Source organism: Neoroseomonas soli (assembly GCF_018129065.1).
Lineage (GTDB): Bacteria > Pseudomonadota > Alphaproteobacteria > Acetobacterales > Acetobacteraceae > Neoroseomonas > Neoroseomonas soli.
Genome location: NZ_JAAEDM010000014.1, coordinates 1 through 19,037 on the forward strand (window position 1 = coordinate 1; position 19,037 = coordinate 19,037).

The 19,037-nt window shown below is 70.6% G+C and carries 18 protein-coding genes; 10 read left to right on the forward strand and 8 right to left on the reverse strand.

All coding sequences use genetic code 11. The annotated features are described in order from the left end of the window. The first annotated feature begins 254 nt into the window (after positions 1 to 254). From acs to GXW76_RS07625, 3 genes are all read left to right on the forward strand, one after another. Positions 255 to 2,186: an acetate--CoA ligase gene (gene acs / locus GXW76_RS07615; protein WP_211861407.1), complete on the forward strand. Its 1,932-nt coding sequence runs from the start codon at positions 255 to 257 to the stop codon at positions 2,184 to 2,186. A 10-nt stretch (positions 2,187 to 2,196) separates the two neighbouring features. Then, positions 2,197 to 2,556 (forward strand): hypothetical protein, encoded by a 360-nt coding sequence (locus tag GXW76_RS07620; protein ID WP_211861408.1) that lies wholly within the window; start codon positions 2,197 to 2,199, stop codon positions 2,554 to 2,556. Between the two features lie 113 nt (positions 2,557 to 2,669). Next, positions 2,670 to 3,863, forward strand: coding sequence for an MFS transporter (locus tag GXW76_RS07625; protein ID WP_211861409.1), 1,194 nt, complete (start codon positions 2,670 to 2,672; stop codon positions 3,861 to 3,863). Between the two features lie 354 nt (positions 3,864 to 4,217). On the opposite strand, the gene GXW76_RS07630 is transcribed toward GXW76_RS07625, so the two are convergent. Then, positions 4,218 to 4,373: a DUF1674 domain-containing protein gene (locus GXW76_RS07630; RefSeq protein ID WP_211861410.1), complete on the reverse strand. Its 156-nt coding sequence runs from the start codon at positions 4,371 to 4,373 to the stop codon at positions 4,218 to 4,220. A 37-nt stretch (positions 4,374 to 4,410) separates the two neighbouring features. Here GXW76_RS07630 and htpX point away from each other — a divergent pair, with 37 nt between their 5' ends. Beyond that, a complete protein-coding gene (gene htpX, locus GXW76_RS07635; RefSeq protein ID WP_211861411.1) occupies positions 4,411 to 5,346 on the forward strand; it encodes a zinc metalloprotease HtpX in 936 nt (311 codons plus the stop codon). Between the two features lie 250 nt (positions 5,347 to 5,596). Here the strand turns inward: htpX and GXW76_RS07640 are convergent, their stop codons facing one another. Further along, positions 5,597 to 6,403 (reverse strand): class I SAM-dependent methyltransferase, encoded by an 807-nt coding sequence (locus GXW76_RS07640; protein ID WP_211861412.1) that lies wholly within the window; start codon positions 6,401 to 6,403, stop codon positions 5,597 to 5,599. Positions 6,404 to 6,478: 75 nt separating this feature from the next. After that, a complete protein-coding gene (locus GXW76_RS07645; RefSeq protein ID WP_211861413.1) occupies positions 6,479 to 7,036 on the reverse strand; it encodes a histidine phosphatase family protein in 558 nt (185 codons plus the stop codon). Between the two features lie 123 nt (positions 7,037 to 7,159). Here GXW76_RS07645 and GXW76_RS07650 point away from each other — a divergent pair, with 123 nt between their 5' ends. From GXW76_RS07650 to GXW76_RS07670, 5 genes are all read left to right on the forward strand, one after another. Beyond that, positions 7,160 to 7,825 carry a Tim44/TimA family putative adaptor protein gene (locus GXW76_RS07650; protein ID WP_211861414.1) on the forward strand — a complete coding sequence of 222 codons (666 nt, stop codon included), beginning with the start codon at positions 7,160 to 7,162 and terminating at the stop codon, positions 7,823 to 7,825. A gap of 81 nt (positions 7,826 to 7,906) precedes the next feature. After that, positions 7,907 to 9,232, forward strand: coding sequence for a murein transglycosylase A (gene mltA, locus GXW76_RS07655; protein ID WP_211861415.1), 1,326 nt, complete (start codon positions 7,907 to 7,909; stop codon positions 9,230 to 9,232). Positions 9,233 to 9,296: 64 nt separating this feature from the next. Further along, positions 9,297 to 10,322 carry an NAD-dependent epimerase/dehydratase family protein gene (locus tag GXW76_RS07660; protein WP_338150911.1) on the forward strand — a complete coding sequence of 342 codons (1,026 nt, stop codon included), beginning with the start codon at positions 9,297 to 9,299 and terminating at the stop codon, positions 10,320 to 10,322. Beyond that, the gene (locus tag GXW76_RS07665) at positions 10,322 to 10,954 is read left to right on the forward strand and encodes a TetR/AcrR family transcriptional regulator (protein WP_211861417.1); all 633 of its coding nucleotides are present in this window, start codon (positions 10,322 to 10,324) and stop codon (positions 10,952 to 10,954) included. Before GXW76_RS07660 ends, GXW76_RS07665 begins: the two co-directional genes overlap by 1 nt. Positions 10,955 to 11,195: 241 nt before the next feature. Further along, positions 11,196 to 12,509 (forward strand): tetratricopeptide repeat protein, encoded by a 1,314-nt coding sequence (locus GXW76_RS07670; protein WP_211861418.1) that lies wholly within the window; start codon positions 11,196 to 11,198, stop codon positions 12,507 to 12,509. Between the two features lie 135 nt (positions 12,510 to 12,644). Here the strand turns inward: GXW76_RS07670 and GXW76_RS07675 are convergent, their stop codons facing one another. Genes GXW76_RS07675 through GXW76_RS07685 form a run of 3 tightly spaced genes read right to left on the reverse strand, consistent with a single transcriptional unit; the run spans position 12,645 to position 16,480 of the window. Next, on the reverse strand, positions 12,645 to 13,703 hold the full coding sequence (locus GXW76_RS07675; protein WP_211861419.1) for an ABC transporter ATP-binding protein: 1,059 nt from the start codon (positions 13,701 to 13,703) through the stop codon (positions 12,645 to 12,647). 1 nt (position 13,704) lies between these two features. After that, complete coding sequence (locus tag GXW76_RS07680) at positions 13,705 to 15,420, reverse strand: ABC transporter permease (RefSeq protein ID WP_246514007.1); 1,716 nt, start codon at positions 15,418 to 15,420, stop codon at positions 13,705 to 13,707. A gap of 10 nt (positions 15,421 to 15,430) precedes the next feature. Continuing rightward, entirely contained in the window at positions 15,431 to 16,480 is a 1,050-nt protein-coding gene (locus GXW76_RS07685; RefSeq protein ID WP_211861421.1) for an ABC transporter substrate-binding protein, read from the reverse strand. Between the two features lie 138 nt (positions 16,481 to 16,618). Between GXW76_RS07685 and GXW76_RS07690 the strand changes: the two genes are divergently transcribed. Continuing rightward, positions 16,619 to 17,452 carry a sugar phosphate isomerase/epimerase family protein gene (locus GXW76_RS07690; RefSeq protein ID WP_211861422.1) on the forward strand — a complete coding sequence of 278 codons (834 nt, stop codon included), beginning with the start codon at positions 16,619 to 16,621 and terminating at the stop codon, positions 17,450 to 17,452. Positions 17,453 to 17,456: 4 nt separating this feature from the next. On the opposite strand, the gene GXW76_RS07695 is transcribed toward GXW76_RS07690, so the two are convergent. Further along, positions 17,457 to 18,215 (reverse strand): SDR family NAD(P)-dependent oxidoreductase, encoded by a 759-nt coding sequence (locus tag GXW76_RS07695; RefSeq protein WP_211861423.1) that lies wholly within the window; start codon positions 18,213 to 18,215, stop codon positions 17,457 to 17,459. 32 nt (positions 18,216 to 18,247) lie between these two features. Beyond that, the gene (locus GXW76_RS07700; protein WP_211861424.1) at positions 18,248 to 18,994 is read right to left on the reverse strand and encodes an alpha/beta hydrolase; all 747 of its coding nucleotides are present in this window, start codon (positions 18,992 to 18,994) and stop codon (positions 18,248 to 18,250) included. Between the last annotated feature and the right edge of the window lie 43 nt (positions 18,995 to 19,037).

The following is a 19,037-nucleotide window of genomic DNA, read 5'->3' on the forward strand; positions in this document are numbered from 1 at the left end:
GGCGACGCCGGCGGCCCCGCACGCTGCCAAGCCCGCGGAGCCGCGCAGCCATACGGCCACCCCGGCCACGCCAGCAGCGCCGGCCACGACGCGGACCAACTGACCCCCGCGCGTCCCTGTCCCACCCGCCCGGCGCTCCCCCGCGCCGGGCGGCCCCCCCCCGATCTCACTGCGCCACCGCGCCGATTGACCTGAATCAACGCAAGGCGGCTAATCCCTGGGCCAGAGAAACACCCGGTCAGGGAGGCCAGCCCATGGCAGACGACATCATCGCCGTTAAGCCCGAGATCGCCGCCAAGGCGCGTATCGACGCCGCCAGGCGTGAAGCGATGGTCGCCGCGGAAGCGAAGGACGCCGCGGCGTTCTGGCGCGGCGAGATGAAGCGCGTCGCCTGGATGAAGGAGCCGACGAAGATCAAGTCGGTCGACTTCGACGGCGACGTCTCGATCAAGTGGTTCGAGGACGGCGTGCTGAACGCCTCGGTCTCCTGCCTCGACCGGCACCTCGCGACGCGCGGCGACCAGGTCGCGATCATCTGGGAAGGGGACGACCCGAACAGCGACGCGAAGGTCACCTATCGCGAATTGCATGCGCGCGTGTGCAAGCTCGCCAACGCCATGCGGCGCCTTGGCGTGAAGAAGGGCGACCGCGTCTGCATCTACCTGCCGATGATCGTGGAAGCGGCGGTCGCGATGCTCGCCTGCGCGCGCGTGGGCGCGATCCATTCCATCGTCTTCGGTGGCTTCTCGCCCGACAGCCTGTCCTCGCGCATCCAGGATTCCGAGTGCACGCTGCTGATCACGGCGGATGAAGGCCGGCGCGGCGGGCGCCGCGTGCCGCTCAAGGGCAATGCGGACGAGGCGCTGCTGACCTGCCCCTCCATCCGCCACGTCATCGTCGCGAAGAACACCGGCGGCGCCGTCGAGATGATGGAAGGCCGCGACCACTGGTGGGACGCGATCACCGCCGGCGAGGGCGAAACCTGCGAGCCGGAACCGATGAACGCGGAGGATCCGCTTTTCATCCTCTACACCAGCGGTTCCACCGGCAAGCCGAAGGGCGTGCTGCACACCACCGGCGGCTACCTGGTCTGGGCGTCCTTCACCCACGAGAACGTCTTCGACTACCGCGACGGCGAGATCTACTGGTGCACCGCCGATGTCGGCTGGGTGACGGGGCACACCTACATCGTCTATGGCCCGCTCGCGAATGGCGCGACCACGCTGATGTTCGAAGGCGTGCCGTCCTGGCCCGACAACGGGCGCTTCTGGCAGGTCTGCGCCAAGCACAAGGTCAACATCTTCTATACCGCGCCGACCGCGATCCGCGCCCTGATGCGCGACGGCGAGGCGCCGGTGAAGAAGCATGACCGCAGCACGCTGCGCATCCTCGGTTCCGTCGGCGAGCCGATCAATCCGGAAGCCTGGCTGTGGTACTACCGCGTCGTCGGCGACGAGCGCTGCCCGATCGTGGACACCTGGTGGCAGACCGAAACGGGCGGCATCCTGATCTCGCCCCTGCCGGGCGCAATCGCACAGAAGCCCGGTTCCGCCACGCTGCCGCTGCCCGGCGTGAAGCCCGCGATCGTGGACAACGAGGGCAACATCCTCGAAGGCGCCGCCGAGGGGAACCTGGTGATGCTGGATGCCTGGCCGGGCATGATGCGCACCATCTATGGCGACCATGCCCGCTTCGGGCAGACCTACTTCTCGACCTTCAAGGGCATGTACTTCACCGGCGACGGCGCGCGCCGCGATGCCGACGGCTACTACTGGATCACCGGCCGCGTGGACGACGTGATCAACGTCGCCGGCCACCGCATGGGCACCGCCGAGGTCGAATCCGCGCTGGTCGCGCATCCGGCCGTGGCGGAAGCCGCCGTCGTCGGCATGCCTCACGAGATCAAGGGCCAGGGCATCTACGCCTACGTCACGCTCAAGGCCGGCATCGAGGCGACCGAGGTGCTCCGCAAGGAACTCGCCGCCTGGGTCCGCAAGGAGATCGGCCCGATCGCCACGCCGGACGCCATCCAGTGGGCGCCCGGCCTGCCCAAGACGCGCTCGGGCAAGATCATGCGCCGCATCCTGCGCAAGATCGCCGCCAACGAGACGGAAGGGCTGGGCGATACCTCCACCCTCGCCGATCCCGGCGTGGTGCAGGAACTGATCGACAACCGGATGGGGTGACGACGAAGGGATGACAGCCGCGCGGTACCGAGATGTCTATATTGCGGGCCCCGACCTGGTGGCCCCGGTGCTGCGCGGCGTCGTCCCCGCCGTGCAGGGGGCGCCTTATCGCATCAGCCCCTTCTTCCCGCCCGCGGCGCGGGATGTCTTCGCGGAGGTGGTCCAGCGCATCGGCGACGGTGTGCTGACCGGCCGGCAGACGGCCACGGCCTGCTGGTGCGCCCTGGTCTCGCCGCCCGAGATCGTTTCCCTGATCGACGAGGTCTACGGCAAGGCGGAGGAAGAGCCGCCGCGCCTCTCGGCCTTGCGCCGCTTCGTCGCGGCGCTGCCGCGGGACTGCACCTTCTCGCTGGTGGCGCTGGCCTTCTGAGGCCGAGCGCCGGTCCGGACACGTCGCGGGCCCCGCCGGCCTGCGCCCGGCGCGGCGAAGCCCCGCGGGCAGCGCGGCTTGTGGCGCGCTTCGCTGCGTCGCAGCATGGTTCCATGACATCTCCCACCCCCGACGAGGAGGCCGGCAGCAGCCGCGCCGGGATGCGCCGCGTCCTGGCCATGTACGGGCCCGCGGTCTTCGCCGGCGCCCTCGCCACCCGCGCCACCGACCCCGTGGTCGCCGAGATCGCCGGCGATTTCGGCACCACCGCGGCGCATGCGGCGCTGCTCGGCACCGCCTACACCCTGCCCTTCGCCTTCGTGCAGCCCATCCTCGGCCCGGTCGCCGACGCCGTCGGCAAGCGTCGGATCGTGACCATCTGCGTCTGCCTGCTCTCGTTGATGCTGGCCGCCTCGGCGGTCGCGGCCTCGCTCGGTTGGCTGATGGTCTTCCGCGCACTCTCCGGCGCGGCGGCGGGGGGCATGATGCCGCTGACGCTCGCCATCATGGCCGACGCCGTGCCGCTGAAGGACCGCCAAGTGGCGCTGTCCCGCATGCTGGTCTTCGGCATCAGCGGGCAGATCGCCGGCGGGGCCATCGCCGGGCCGGTCGCCGCCATCGCCGGCTGGCGCGGCATGATCGTGCTCTGCGCCGTCGCCGCGGTCGTCGGCGCGGTGGCCCTGATTGCGGCAAGCCGCAGCGCGCCCGCAGAGCCGCGCACGCGCTACGACCCGGTGGTCGCCGCCAGACGCTACCGCAGCATCCTGGCAAACCCCTCCGCCATCCCGCTCTATGCCACCGTCGCGGTGGAAGGCGGGCTGGTCTTCGGCTCCTTCCCCTTCCTCGCGCCGCTGCTGATCGAGCGCGGCATCGGCGGCACGACCGAGGCGGGCCTCGCCATCGGGGCCTTCGGCGCCGGCGGGCTGGCCTATGCCGCCATGGCCCGGCCGCTGCTGGTCCGCTTCGGGCCGGCAAATGTCGTGCGGCTCGGCGGCGTGCTCGGCTGCGCGGCGCTGCTGGGCTTCGCCGTGGCGCCGGCGCTCTGGGTGGCGGTGGCGGCGGGGTTCCTGCTCGGCAACGCCTTCTACATGATCCACAACGCGATCCAGACGCGGGCTACCGAACTTTCCCCTCAATTCCGCGGCAGCGCGGTGTCGCTCCACGCCTTCTCCTTCTTCACCGGGCAGTCGCTCGGACCGGTGACCTTCGGGCTTGGGGCGGCGACGGTCGGGCTGGGGGTCTCGCTGGGGGCGGCGGCACTCCTCCTGCTGCTGCTCGCCTGGCTGCTTGCGAGGCGGCCAGCGTGACGCTTCCGGCTCGATCTGGAACAGAAGGTGATTCCGGATCGCGCGGCGGAAATCGCACGGCAAGCGGAATCAGAGGCTTGGCCCGAGTCGCGCGAACGAATCGCTGACATCGCAGGGCCGATTCGCAGAATTGGCGGAAATCAAGAGGTTGTGGTGCCTCGAATACAATAGGCACCAGGGCGTTCGTGGTCTGTGCGCGGGGGACACCCGGGTCGCGGCGCCGGGGGGAGAAGGGAACTTCTCCCCCCGCACCCCCCTCAACCTTCTTTGGCTATTGGGAACTGACCGCAGGGGGCGGCACCCGGTACTCAAGGAAGGGAGGGGGTTCGGGGGAGGTTCATCCTCCCCCGACCTTCAGAAATCGCTCACCCGCCCTTTTCGTTCCCAATCCCCGAAACGCGTCGGCTCCGGCCCGCTCGGCCCGCCGATCTCCTTCGGCTTCGGCGGCGGTTCCGGCTTCGGTTCCGGCTTGGGGGCGGGCGGCGGGTCGTTGTTTATGGTCTCGGTCATGGCCATCGTGATGTAGGGCGACGACGAGGGTTTGGACATGGGCGGCTATCTGAAGACGGTCGTGCTCCTGGCGGCGATGACGGCGCTGTTCGGGGGGCTCGGCCTCGCCATTGCGGGGCAGCAGGGGATGGTGCTGGCCCTGCTCTTCGCCGGGGCGATGAACCTCTTCGCCTGGTGGAACAGCGACCGGATGGTCCTGCGCATGCACAACGCGCAGCCGATCGGGCCCCAGGACGCGCCGCGCCTCTATGAGATCACGGCGCAACTCGCGCAGCGCGCCGGACTGCCCATGCCGGCGCTCTATGTCATCCACGAGGAGCAGCCCAACGCCTTCGCCACCGGCCGCAGCCCCTCCAGCGCCGCGGTCGCCGTGAACACCGGCCTGCTCGACCTGATGCCGGAGGAGGAGGTGGCTGGCGTCATCGCCCATGAACTCACGCATATCCGCCACCGCGACACGCTCATCATGACGGTGACGGCGACGGTCGCCGGCGCGATCTCGATGCTGGCGAATTTCGGCATGTTCTTCGGGGGCGCGAACCGCGACCGGAACCAGAGCCCCTTCGGCCCGATCGCCATGCTGCTGATGCTGATCCTGGCACCGCTCGCCGCCGCGGTGGTGCAGATGGCGATCAGCCGGAGCCGCGAATACGAGGCCGACCGCGGCGCGGCCGAGATCACCGGCAACCCGCTTGCCCTCGCCTCGGGGCTCATGCGGCTCGAGAACTACGCCCACGGCATCCAGAACCAGGGGGCCGAGGCGAACCCGGCCTCGGCCCACATGTTCATCATCAACCCGCTGAGCGGGGCGCGGATGGACAACCTCTTCTCGACGCATCCGAGCACCGCGAACCGCGTCGCGGCGCTGCAGCGACTGGCCGCGGAGATGGGCCAGGCCGGCGGTGGCGGCTGGTCCACGCCTGCGCCGCAACCCGGCGGCACCTGGGGGCGGAACCGCAATCCCTGGGGCTAGTGTCCTGCCCGCTTCGTTCGCTGGATTTCCAGCGAACGAAGCGGGCAAGCAAGCCACTGAAAACAAAGGCTAGTGGCCTGAGAACGAAGTCCACAGGATTTCGGAATCAGGACACTGGAGCAGATCCCGACCAGGTGGGATCGCCTGATCGGGTGACGATGCTCGCGGAAACAAAGGCCTGGAGCTGTGTCCGTGAGCCGAGGCGAACGGAGACCACTCGAGGCGGGCGCCGATCACGCCGCTTCAGACGCTACGGCCTCCGACCCCGCACCGCCCAGGCGCGCGCAACCAGGCGGATGCTGCCGTCGGCCTCGAAAGCCAGGGAGGCGCGCAGCCTCTCGCGCAGCCGGGCCCGCGGCTCCTCCGCGAGGGACATGACGTAGCCCGGCGCCGGACCCTGCCCGCCGAGGAAGGGAGACCAGTAGTCGTCGAAATCCGCGAACACCGTCGGCACATCGATGGCGCAAGTCTCGATGGCCGCAAGCGATCCATCGGCCGCGAACAGACCGTGCAGCGCCTCCGGCCGGCAGAGCGGGAAGCGCTGCCCCTCGTCGAGTTCGGCGGCGAACGGATCCTCCGCCGCGGCGGCGTCCCAGAAGCGGCGCATCAATTCCATGCCGCCGGCATAGTCCCAGACATAGGCCGCCACCTCGCCGCCCGGGCGGGTGACGTGCGCCATCTGCGCCACGGCGCGCGCGGGGTCCGGCACGAAGTTCAACACCAGCCCCGAAACCACCCGGTCGAAGGCCTTCTGGGCGAAGGGCAGCATCTCAGCGCTGCCTTCGAGGAGCTCGGCGCCCTCCAGCCCGGGGCGGCGGCGCGCGACCTCGAGGAAGCCGGCGGAGGGCTCCACCCCCGCGAGGTAGTCCGGCGCGCAGGTCTCCGCGATCACCACCGTCAGCGCGCCGGTGCCGCAGCCGACATCGAGCCAGCCCAGGCCTGCCGGCGCATCCAGCCAGGCGAGGAACTGCCGCGCGACCGCCTGGCTCCATCGCCCGACATAGCGGTCATAGGGCTCGCCGCTGGCCCAGTGGTCGTGCGCCGTCGTCGCGCTCAAGACCGCTGCCTCCCGCCGTGCGGGCGAGAGCCTACACTGGCTTCCCCCGCCGCGGCGAGGCCGCTCCGCGCCGGATCAGTGGTGCTTCCAGACCACCACGTCGGGGCTGGGCAGGGTCGGGTCCACCCGCAGCATCTGCCCGTTCGCCACGCTCTGCCCGGTGAAGGCGAGGATGAACCCCCAATGCGACACCACCAGCGTGTGCGCCCAGTCGTCGAGTGCCGCCATCTCGGCGCGGAACAGGGAGGCGCGGCCCTCGACCTGCACGGCGGGCTCCTCCTCGGCCGGCCACCACACTTCCTCCAGACGGGCGAAGTCCACCTCCGGGAAGGTAAGGCCGAGTTCCGTCGCCGGGCTGCCGATGTCGCAGACGAAGGCGTAGCGCTCCCGCACCACCGGCGTGACCGTCAGGGGCAGTCCCAGGCGGCGGGCCGCCGGCAGCGCCGTCTGGATGGCGCGGCGATAGGGGGAGACGACGATGCGGCGGATGTCCTCACGCGCCAGCGCCTCGGCCGCAACCTCCGCCTGGTTGTGGCCGAGCGGCGTCAGCACCGGGTCCTTGATGCCAGGATCCCGTCGCGTCTGGGTGAAGAGCAGGTTGAATTCGCTCTGTCCGTGGCGAAGCAGGATCATGCGATGGCGTTCCTCGATGCGGCGGCGCACCGGCGTAGCGGGCGGCGCGACGGCGGGCAACCTCCCGCCGCTGTTGCGGCGGCGGCGGCGGCCCCCTAAGTGAAGAGCCGTGAGGAGTTTTCCATGACAGGCGGCTTGCCGATCGATCTGATACTGTTCGCGATGGTCGCGGCCTTCCTGGTGCTGCGGCTGCGGAGCGTGCTCGGCAAGCGCACGGGCTTCGAGCGGCCGCAGGGCGAGCCCGCGCCCGGCCTTGCCCCGCCGCCCGCCGGGCGGGAGGCCGAGGCGCCCCCCGCCCCGGCCGCCGGCCCCGGACGCACCTCGGTGCCCGACCCGCGCTCCCCGGTGGGGCAGGCGCTCATGCGCATCCGCGGCGCCGATGCTTCCTTCGACCCCAATGGCTTCCTCGGCGGCGCCGAGGGCGCATTCCGCATGATCGTCGAGGCCTTCGCCGCCGGCGACCGCAGCACGCTGCGCAACCTGCTTTCCGACGAGGCCTATGCCGGCTTCGAGGCCGCCATCGCCGCGCGCGAACAGGCCGGCGAGACGCAGCGGACGGAACTCCGCGCCATCCACGAGATGACGATCGAGGCCGCGGACCTCCGCGGCACGGTCGCCGACATCACGCTGCGCATCGTCTCCGACCAGGTGAACCTGACCATCGCCGGGGATGGCTCGATCAGCGCAGGCGCCGAGGCTGTGACCGAGATCACGGACCTCTGGACGTTCCAGCGCGATCTTTCGGTGTCCGATCCCACCTGGAAACTGGTGGGAACCCGGCCCGCCTGAGCCCGGCGGTCGGGGCGCCCGCGACGCTCCAAAAGCCCCCGGAGAGTCGCGGCGCCGGTCGGGCTGGGGTATCATTCCGCAATGCTCTCGAAGAGCACACCCGGCCGCGCCTCCCTGGCGGCGGCAATGCTGAGTGCCGCACTCGCCACCGGCCCGGCGGGCGCGCAGCATGGCGGCCCCACGCCCGACCCCGAACTGCCCCGGCCCGAGGAAGCGGGTCCACCTGCCCCGCCGCTGCTCCGCCCTGTCCCCTTCGAGGAACTGCCGGGCTGGGTTTCCGAAGGCCATGCTGAGATCCTCCCCGCCCTGCAGGCGAGTTGCGCCGCGATCCGCCCGATGCGGCCCGAAGCGGTTCTCGGCGGGCAGGGGGAGGCCGCGATCCGCGCCGGCACCCCCACCGCCTGGACCGCCATCTGCCAGGAATTGCGGATCCTGGAACGCCGCCTGCCACGCCCGCTCCGCCCCGGCACCGGCCGCGCCCATGAGCGCCGGGTCGCCGCTTGGCTGGCGGAGCGCCACCTGGCGGTGCGGCAATTCCTCGAACAGCACTTCGAGCCGTTCGCCGCCGGCACCGGCATCATGACCGGCTACTACGAGCCGATCCTGCGCGGCTCGACCACGCCGGACGAGACCTTCCGCACCCCGCTGCTCGCCCGGCCGCCCGAACTCGTCGAGCAGCCGGTCAACGGCAATCCGCTGCGCCGCCGCTACGGCATGATGGTGGACGGGCGGATCGAGCCCTTCTTCGACCGCGCCGCGATCGACACCGGCGTGCTGGCCGGGCGCGGGCTGGAACTCGTCTGGGTGGACGACGCGGCGGACGCCTTCTTCCTGCACATCCAGGGCTCCGGCCGCGTGGTGCTGCCGGGCGGGGAGGTGCTGCGCATGGGCTTCGCCGGCCATAACGGGCGCGCCTACGTCTCGATCGGCCGTCTGCTGATCGAGCGCGGGGAGGTCCCGCGCGAGCAGATGTCGATGCAGGCGATCCGCGCCTGGCTCGCCTCGGCGGGGCAGGACCGCGCGAGCGAGCTGCTGCGCGGCAATCCCTCCTACGTCTTCTTCCGCCGCGTCGAGGGGCTGACGCTGGACCAGGGCCCGATCGGCGCGCTGGGCGTGCCGCTGACGCCGCAGCGGAGCGTCGCGGTGGACCGCGCCTTCATCCCGCTCGGCACGCCGATGTTCGTCACCGTGCGGGACCCGGCGGCGCGGCGGGACGCGCCGCCATCCGGCCGGCTGGTGGTGGCGCAGGACACCGGCGGGGCCATCCGTGGCCCGGCGCGCACCGACTATTTCTGGGGCTGGGGCCCCGAGGCCGGGGATCGCGCCGGCCGCATGCGCGACGAGTCCGAGGTCTTCGTCCTGTTGCCCCGCGCGATCGAGGTCGCGGCGGCGCGCGAGGGCCGCTGACGCCCGAGCCCCGATGGACAGTCCTCCCGGCCGAGGGCAAGGATGGCCCGGAGGAGGAATCGCCGTGCAGGACTGGCCCGCAAGCATCGCCGACGAGACAGAGCTCGAGGACGTGCTCTCCCGCCCCGATCCGGCGCTGGCCGCGGACCTTGCCGCCGTGCCCGGCGACATCCTGGTGCTCGGCGCCGCCGGCAAGATGGGGCCGACGCTGTGCCGCCAGGCGAAGCGCGCCGATCCGTCCCGCCGCGTCATCGCGGTCGCCCGCTGGTCCGAGGAAGGGCTGCGCGCGCGCATGGAATCCTGGGGCATCGAATGCCTCACGGCGGACCTGACCGACCGCGCCGCGCTCGCCGCCCTGCCCGATGCGCCCAACGTGGTGTTCATGGCGGCGCGCAAGTTCGGCTCCACCGGCAACGAGCCGCTGACCTGGGCGATGAACGTGCTGCTGCCGGCGATGGTAGCGGAACGCTGGGCGTCCTCGCGCATCGTCTTCTTCTCCACCGGCAACGTGCTGCCGCTGGTACCGGTGATCTCCGGCGGTGCCACCGAGGACGTCGCGCCGGCGCCGGTCGGAGACTATGCGGCCTCCTGCCTCGGGCGGGAACGGGTGTTCCAGCACGCGGCGGCGACCCGCGGCACGGCCTGCTTCGGCATCCGCCTGAACTACGCGATCGACCTGCGCTACGGCGTGCTGCACGACATCGCGACCAAGGTGCTGGAGGAACGGCCCGTGCCGCTCGCCATGGGCCATGCCAACGTGATCTGGCAGGGCGACGCCAATGCCTGGACGCTGCGCGCGCTGCGCCGCGCCGACCCCACCTGCCCGATCCTCAACGTGACGGGGCCGGAGACCGTTTCCGTCCGCTGGATCGCGCGGCAGTTCGGCGCGCGCTTCGGCAAGGCGCCGCTGCCGGAGGGGCAGGAGGCGCCGGACGCGCTGCTGTCCAACGCCGCGCGCGCCTTCGCGACCTTCGGCTATCCCTCGGTGCCGCTCGCGCGGATGCTCGACTGGGTGGCGGAATGGGTGGCGCGCGGCGGGCGGTCGCTCGGCAAGGCGACCAAGTTCGAGGTGCGGGACGGCCGGTTCTGATGGACGCGCCACGCCCCCTTTCGGCTCGTGCGGCCGCGACGCGCCAGCGCATCCTCGACGCCGCGCTGACCGAATTCGCGCTGAACGGCCTGGCCGGCGCGCGGGTGGACGAGATCGCCGCGCGATCCGGCGCCAACAAGCGGATGCTCTACGCGCATTTCGGCTCGAAGGAGGAGCTCTGGCTGACCGTGCTGGAGCACGCCTACGCCGCCAAGCGCGCGGAGGAACGCGCGCTGGAGGTGGAGCACCTCGACCCCGTCGATGCGATGGCGCGCCTGGTGCGCTTCAACCTCCGCTACACGGCGGCGCACCCGGAATTCGTCGCCCTGCTGAACCAGGAGAACATCCACCGCGCCGCCTACCTCAAGCGCAGCGCCGAGGTGCCCGCGCTCTACTCGCCGCTGCTCGAGAGCCTGCGCGCCGTGCTGCGGCGGGGCGAGGAAGCGGGCGCCTTCCGCCGCGGCGTCGATCCGCTGCAGCTCTACGTGACCATGCTCGGGCTCGGGCATTTCTGGGTGGCGAACCGGCATACGCTGTCCACCATCTTCGGCGAGGATCTCGGCACCGAGGCCGCGCTGGAGGCGCGGGAGAAGCATGTCGTCGAGGTGGTGCTGGGGTACTTGCGGCCTTGAGGCCGATCAGCATTTCCGCTGACCGGCACCAAGGCATTGGTTTCGCGCGCGGGGGTTCCCATGGGCATTGCGGTGCGATGCCCATGGGAACCCCCGCAGCCCCACCAGCCCCGCGCGCCATGCCGCCCGGGGCTTGAGGAAGGTCACGCGTTTCACGCCGCCGTCACGCCCGGCTTCCGCTTCCCCTCACGCCCGCCGCCCTACACCGCCCCTGTCAGCACATCATCGACAGGAGGACGGCATGACCATCACCGATGACATGGGCAACGCGCTGAGCGGGGCGAGCCCGGCGGCCCGCGACGCCTACGCGCAGGCAAGCGCGGAGTTCCGCATCTATTGCGGCGACCCGCTCGCCACCGCGCAGCGCGCGGTCGAGGACAGCCCTGAATTCGTCATGGGCCATGCGCTGATCGCCTGGCTCAACCTGCTCGGCACCGAGCCCGCCGGCACGCCCGCGGCGCGGGAGGCGATCGCAGCGGCGCGCCGGCTGCCGATGACGGCGCAGGAACGGGGTCACGTCGCCGCCCTCTCCCACCTGGCGGAGGGCGACTGGTGGGCGGCCTCCCGCACCATCGAGGACGTCGCCATCGCGCATCCGCGCGACTTCCTGGCGTTGCAGTGCGGCCACCAGATCGACTTCTTCACCGGCCATGCCCGCATGCTGCGCGACCGCATCGCCCGCGCGCTGCCGGCCTGGAAGCCCGGCATGCCCGGCTACCACGCTATGCTGTCCATGCACGCCTTCGGCCTCGAGGAGATGGGCGACTATGCCGCCGCCGAGGCCGCCGGCCGCCGTGCAGTGGAACTGGAACCACGCGACGGTTGGGGCCAGCACGCGGTCGCCCATGTGCTCGAGATGCAGAACCGTGTCGAGGACGGCATCGCCTGGATGCGCGCCAATCCGACGGCCTGGTCCACCGATTCCTTCTTCGCCGTGCACAATTGGTGGCACCTCGCGCTCTATCACCTCGAACGCGGGGAGATCGCGGAGGTTCTCGCGCTCTACGACGGGCCGGTGAAGGGCGGCCAGAGCAGCGTGGTACTGGAACTGATAGACGCCACCGCGATGCTGTGGCGCCTGCACCTGCGCGGCGTGGAGCTCGGCGAGCGCTGGCAATCCGTGGCCGACCGGTGGGAGACGGTGGGCGGCGCCGGGTCCTACGCCTTCAACGACTGGCATGCGGCGATGGCCTTTCTCGGCGCGAACCGCCCCGGCGCGCTGGAAGCGCTGATCGAGGCCGCGACGCGCGCCGCATCGGGCGCCGGCGACAACGCGATGTTCACGCGCGAGGTCGGGCTGCCGCTGATCCGCGGCGTGAAGGCCTTCGCGGAGGGCGACCACAGGATGGCGACACAGCGCCTGCGCGCGGCGCGCAACATCGCGCACCGCTTCGGTGGCAGCCACGCACAGCGCGACCTGATCGACCTGACGCTGATCGAGGCGGCGCTGCGCGGCGGGGAGACGGCGTTGGGGGAGGCACTGGTGGCGGAACGGCAGGCGATCAGGCCGCATTCGCCGGTGGTGCTGGATTTCGTGCGACGGATGGCGGCGTGAAGGTCGGGGGAGGAGAACCTCCCCCGATCCCCCTCCCTTCTTTGTCTTTTGGTGCCGAACCCCGGCGGTGCGGCGCCAGATGCCAAAGAAGGTTGAGGGGGGTCCGGGGGGAGAAGTTCTCTTCTCCCCCCGCCCTTACTCGACCACCGCCACCTGCCTCGGATCGATCACGAGCCACACCTTCCGACCGACCTCATGTGCGTCGAGCGGCGCGGCCGCCGCCCGCAGCTTCAGGTTCGTCCCGTTCGGCCGCACCACGTAGTCCCAGGATTCGCCCAGATAGGTGCGCTCGGTGATGGTCGCCTCCAACGTCAGGCCGTCGCCGGCAGGCGGTGCGTCGTGGATCGTCATCGCCTGCGGCCGCAGCGATATGAGCGCCGGCCCGTCGCGCAGCCCAGCCTGTCCCGCCGGGCCGAGACTGACGCCGTCCAGCACCAGGATGCCGCCCTCGATGCGGGCCTCCAGCAGGTTGGTGCGCCCGACGAAGCCGGCGACGAAACGCGTGCGCGGGCGGGTGTAGAGAAGATGCGGCGCATCCACCTGCTCGATCCGTCCGGCGTTCATCACCGCGATCCGGTCGGAGGTCGCCATGGCCTCCGCCTGGTCGTGGGTGACGTAGACGGTGGTGATGCGGAACTCATCGTGCAGGCGGCGGATCTCGAAGCGCATCTCCTCGCGCAGGTTGGCGTCGAGGTTGGACAACGGCTCGTCCAGCAGCAGGACGGAGGGCTTCACGACGATGGCGCGGGCGAGCGCCACGCGCTGCTGCTGGCCGCCGGAAAGCTCGGCCGGGTAGCGGTGGGCGAGCTTGTCGAGTTTCACCACGCCCAGCATCTCGGCGACCCGGCGCTTCACTTCTTCCCGCGGCAGCTTGCGGAGCTTCAGGCCGAAGGCGACGTTCTCCTCCACCGTCATGTTCGGCCAGATGGCATAGGACTGGAAGATCATGGACATGCCGCGGCGTTCGGGCGGCACGACCGCGCCGGGGGCCGACAGCGCCGAGCCGTCCACCGCGATGGTGCCGCCGGTGGGGTCCACGAACCCCGCGATCATGCGCAGCGTCGTGGTCTTGCCGCAGCCGGAGGGGCCGAGGAGGGAGACGAACTCCCCTTCCTCCAGCGTCAGGTCCACCTTGTCCACCACGGTCAGTCGGCCATAGGCCTTGGTCAGGCCGGAAAGCACCAGGCGCGGCACGCTATTCCCTCCGCAGCATGAAGTCGCGGCCCACCAGCTTCATGCCGATGCCGACGATGGCCATGGTGATGACAAGCAGTATGCCGCCGAAGGCGGAGACGACCTCGAAATTGCCCTGCTCGGTCAGGTCATAGAGCAGCACGGACATGGTCCGCGTCCGCGGCCCGACCAGGAAGATGGCGGCGGAGAGTTCGCGCGAGGCGACGATGAACACCACCAGCCAGCCGCCGAGCAGCGATGTCTTGAGCAGCGGCGCGGTGACGCGGCGTATCGCGTGCAGCCGGCCGGAACCGAGGATGCGCGCGGCTTCCTCCATCTCCGGGTGCACGGCGCGGATCGCCGCCTGGGAATTGGCATAGGCGATCGGCAGGAAGCGCGCCGCGAAGGCGAGGATGATGAGCAGCGCCGAGCCGTAGAGCGACACCGGCGGTCCCGCATAGGCCGCATAGAAGCCGATCGCCATGACGATGCCGGGAATGACGAAGGGGGCCATGGCGAGGAAGCCCAGCGCCTCCCCGAAGCGCATCAGCCGGCGGACGACGATGTAGGCGACCAGCAGCGCCAGCACCACGGCGATGGTGGCCGAGGCGGCGGAGAACCACACCGTGTTCCACGTCGCGTGCGGCGCCATGTCGTGCTCGAACAGCAGGAACTGGTAGTTGCGCAGCGTGAGGTTATCGAGCGAGAAGCCCCGCCCCCAGGCCTTGGCGAAGGATGCCTGCAGCAGCACGGCCAGCGGCTTGACCACCGCCAGCATCGCGACCAGCACGCACCAGCCGAACAGCACCCAGCGCCAGGGGCCGAGCTTCACCTCCCGCCGCTCGCCCCCCTTGCCGGTCTGGGAGACGAAGCCCTTGCGGGCCAGCAGCAGCCGCTGCACCCCGATCAGCCCGACGGTGATGAGCAGCAGCGGAATGGCGTAGGCCGCGGCGACCTCGACGCGCACCGGGTCCTCGAAGAACTGCCAGAGCTGCGTGGTGACGACGTTGATGCGCGCCGGGATGCCGATGATCGCCGGCGTGCCGAACAACGCGATGGTCTCGAGGAAGATCAGGATGAAGCCGCCGAGGATGGATGGCCAGACCAGCGGCAGCGTCACGCGCCGCATCGTCGTCCAGGTGCCGCCGCCTAGGATGTTGGCGGCATCCTCCATCTCCGACGAGATCAGATCGAGCGCCGACTTCACGAAGATGAAGACGAGCGGGAAGGAATGCAGCGCGATGACAAAGGCCATGCCGGTGAAGGTGTAGACGTTCACCAGGGGCGCCTCGGCCCCGCTCAGCGCCCGCCAGACCTGGTTGATCCAGCCCGAATTCGGCCCCGCCAGCAGGATCCAGCCGATGGCACCGAGATAGGGCGGCATGATGAAGGCCGCGAGCACCATCGCCCAGGTGAAGCCCTTGCCCGGCATGTCGGTGCGGGATACCGCCCAGGCCATGGGCACGGCGATGATCGTCGATATGGCCGCGGACAGCAGCCCCAGCAGCAGCGAGTTGCGCAGCGCGTCGAGGTAGCGCTGGCGGCCGTAGGCGGTGAGGTAGTTCTGGAAGGTGAACTCGCCCGTCTCCTGCATCTCGAAGGAGACGACCAGCATCTTCAGCAGCGGACCGGCCACCAGCACCAGCAGCGCGGCGATGAGCGCGATCCAGAGGAAGGTGACCGGCTCCAGCAGGCGGAGCCGGCTCGGCCGCGGGGCAGGCGCGACGGTATCGCTCAAGCGGGGTGCCTCAGACGCCGAAGATCTCGCGCCACTGCTCCCGCACCTCGGGCACGCCGCGTTCCGCATCCTCCAGGCTCGGCGCCAGCATCGTCACCTGGTCGAGCGGGCGGGAACCTTCGGGCGGTGGCACGTCGGGGCGGATGCTCTCGTTGAACAGTTCGCGCACCGCGATCGACAGCGCCGGCCCGCAGGTGAATTCCATGAACAGCTTGGCCGCGCTCGGATGCGGCGCGTTGCGCGGAATGGCCGAGGGCGAGAGCGCCGCGATCACCCCTTCCGTCGGATAGATCAGTTTCAGCGGATTGCCGCGCGACATGGCAAACAGCGTGGAGGCCGAGGGCACCGCCACGCCCACCGCGCGCTCGCCCGCCGTCATCATCGTCACCGGATCGATCGAGGACCGGCCGACCTGCGGCTTGTTGCGCTCGAAGCGGCGCAGGTAGTCCGGGCCGTACATGGTCCGCATCTGCAGCGCCCAGAGGCCGATCGCGCCGCTGAAGCCCGGATGCCCGACCGCGAGCTTGTCCTTCCACTTCGGGTCGAGGATGTCGGTCCAGGACTTCGGCGCCTCGGCCTCGCTGACCATGCGCGTGTTGTGCGCCATCAGGTAGATGCCGAGGAAGGAGGACTGGAAATAGTTCTCCGGGTCCGCCTGGCGCAGGATCGGCAGCAGCCCGTCCGCGCTCGCCGGGCGGAACTGCATCAGCCGGTTCTGCCGCTTGAGCTGGATGTAGTGCCCGCCATTCGTCGAGGAAAAGATGTCGCACTGCGCGACACCGGCGCGCAGGTCCTGCGACAGCCGCTGGAACGCCACCTGCGAGGTGCTGCGCACCACGTTGCAGCGCACGCCCGGGTAGCGGGCATTGAAGGCGCGGCCCGCCGCTTCCGACGCATCGGCGCTGTACTGGCCGGAATACCAGGTGACCTCGCCCTCCCGCTTGGCCGCCTCGTAGAGGGCCTGTTCGGCCGGCGTGAGCGGGGACTGCGCCCAGGCCTTGGCGGACGCTGCGGACCAGGCCGCGAGTGCGAGCAACTGACGCCTGTCGATCAGGAACATCCGGCTTCCCCCCCAACATTCGGCCTGCCCGGCCGCCTTCGGCGGTCGCGGTGCACGCATCATTCTTCTTGGACGATGTGAACGTTGCCACCGCGCCCGCGGCCTGTAAACCATTGCTCACGGAGAGGGGAGAAGGTCATGGCTCTGATCGACCGCATCGGCGTCGATGTCGGCCGCAAGCTGCGGCTGGAGGACGCGATCGAATGGGCGGCGCGCAACGAGGTGCGCCACATCGACATCCAGCTCGACACCGGCGCCAATGCCGTGACGCATTTCGACGACGCCCGCTGCCGCGACATCCGGCTGCGCGCCTTCGCGAACGGCGTCACCATCGCACTGCACACACTTTCGGCCGTGAACGTCGCCGAATATTCGCCCTTCCTGTCGGACGCGGTGGACTACTACCTCAAGGCCTATATCGAGGTGGCACCGAAGCTGGGGGCGGAGTGGATCGTGGTCCATGCCGGCTATCACTTCACCGCCGACATGAAGATGCGCATGGAGGCAGGGCGCGACCGGCTGCAGCGCGTGGTCCGCCACGCCGAGCAGGAAGGCGCGCTGCTGCTGCTCGAGAACCTGAATCGCGAGCCGGAGAACGCCGAGGTCCACTACCTCGCCCACACGGTCGAGGAGTGGCGCTACTACTACGAGGCGATCGACTCCCCCGCTTTCGCGCTCTCCTTCACCGCGAACCACGCTCATCTGCTGCCGCCCGGCGTGCAGGGCTTCGTGGACGCCATTCCGCTGAAGCGGGTGAAGGAGGTGCGCCTCGCCGATTGCTGGCGCAACGGCTACGAGGAGCACCTTATTCCAGGTAAGGGCGACTTCGATTTCGGCGCGATGTTCGCCTTGCTCGAAGGCAAGGGCTTTCGCGGCGCCTACACCAACGCCTTCGGCACGCTGGAGGACATGCAGGCGGCGCGCGGGTATCTCGTGAACAAGGCGCGCGCCGCCGGCGTGAAGGTGGACTGAACCCTCAGCCCTTGTGAACGCGCAGCGGCCCGAAGGACTGCGTCACCGGCATCACCTGCACGGTGTTGACGTTGACGCGCGCGGGCCGCGTCGCCACCCAGTGCACGGTATCCGCGATGTCATCGGGTGTCAGGGCGTCCGCGCCCTCGTAGATGCCGGCGGCCTTGGCATCGTCGCCCTTGAAGCGGACGCTGGAGAATTCCGTGCCGCCGACCAGGCCCGGCTCGATGTCCGTGACGCGCACCTTCGTGCCCCAGAGGTCGGCGCGCAGGTTCAGGCTGAACTGGCGCACGAAGGCCTTGGTGCCGCCATAGACGTTGCCGCCGGGATAGGGGAACTCGCCCGCGGTGGAGCCGAGGTTCACCACATGCCCGCGGTTACGCTCCACCATGCCCGCCAGCACGGCGCGGGTGACGTACATCAGCCCCTTGATGTTGGTGTCCACCATCGCGTCCCAGTCATCGAGGCTGGCGGCCTGCGCCGGTTCGAGCCCCAGCGCCAGGCCCGCATTGTTCACCAGCAGGTCCACCGCGGCGAAGTCGGCGGGCAGGCCGGCGATGGCCGCGGTCACGGCGCCACGGTCGCGCACGTCCAGGACCAGCGCATGGCAGCGCGCCGCGCCGATCTCGGCCTGCAGGGCCGCCAGGCGGTCGGCGCGGCGCCCCGCGGCGACGATGCGTGCGCCGTCGGCGGCGAAGCGGCGCGCGATGGCGAGGCCGAAGCCTGCGGTGGCGCCGGTGACGAGGACGATCTCAGGCTTCATGGCGTCTCGGTCCTTGGGAAGGGCCGGCAGCGTTAACCCGCTCGGGTGGCACGGGGAACCCCGATGCGGGCGAGGAAGCGCAGGATCGCCGCCATCACCGGCGCGCGGTCGCCCCGCAACCCGTGCAGGATCTCGGTGTGACCCATGCCGGGGAAGGTGACCAGTTCCACCGGTTGGCCGGCGGCGCGGCGGCGTTCGGCCAGGCGCTCGCTCTGGTTCGCCGGCGCGACGCGGTCCGCCGTGCCGTGCAGCAGCAGGATGGCGGGGCCGGGCTGGCGGGCGAAGGTGACGGGCTGGCTCTCCGGCACGTCCGCGCCGCCAAAGATCGCCTCCAGCCCAGTGCCCGGCGGCAGCGGCATGAAGTCGTAGGGGCCGGCGAGGCCCACCGCGGCGAGCGGCGCCGGCCCGCGCGCCGCCTGCAGCCAGCGCGGGTCGAGCGCCAGCAGCATGGCGATATGCGCCCCCGCCGAATGGCCGAGGATCACCCGCGGCCCGCGCGGCAGCCCCGGCACGCCGTCGATCCAGGCCTGCGCCAGCGCCGCGTCCTGCACGAAGGTCGGGAAGCGCACCTCGGGGAAGAGGCGGTAGTTGGGGATGAAGGTGGCGAAGCCGAGCGCCGCGAAGCCCATGCCGAGCTCGCCGTAGAGATCCTTCGACCCGCTGCGCCAAGTGCCGCCGTGGATGAAGGTGAGCACCGGCCCGTCCGGCCGGGCGCTCCAGGGCAGGTAGAGATCGGCCCTCTGCCGTGGCAGCGGGCCATAGGCGAGATCCCGGCGCACGGAAGGCGCCGGGGACTGCGCCGCCGCCGGCCGTGCAAACGGT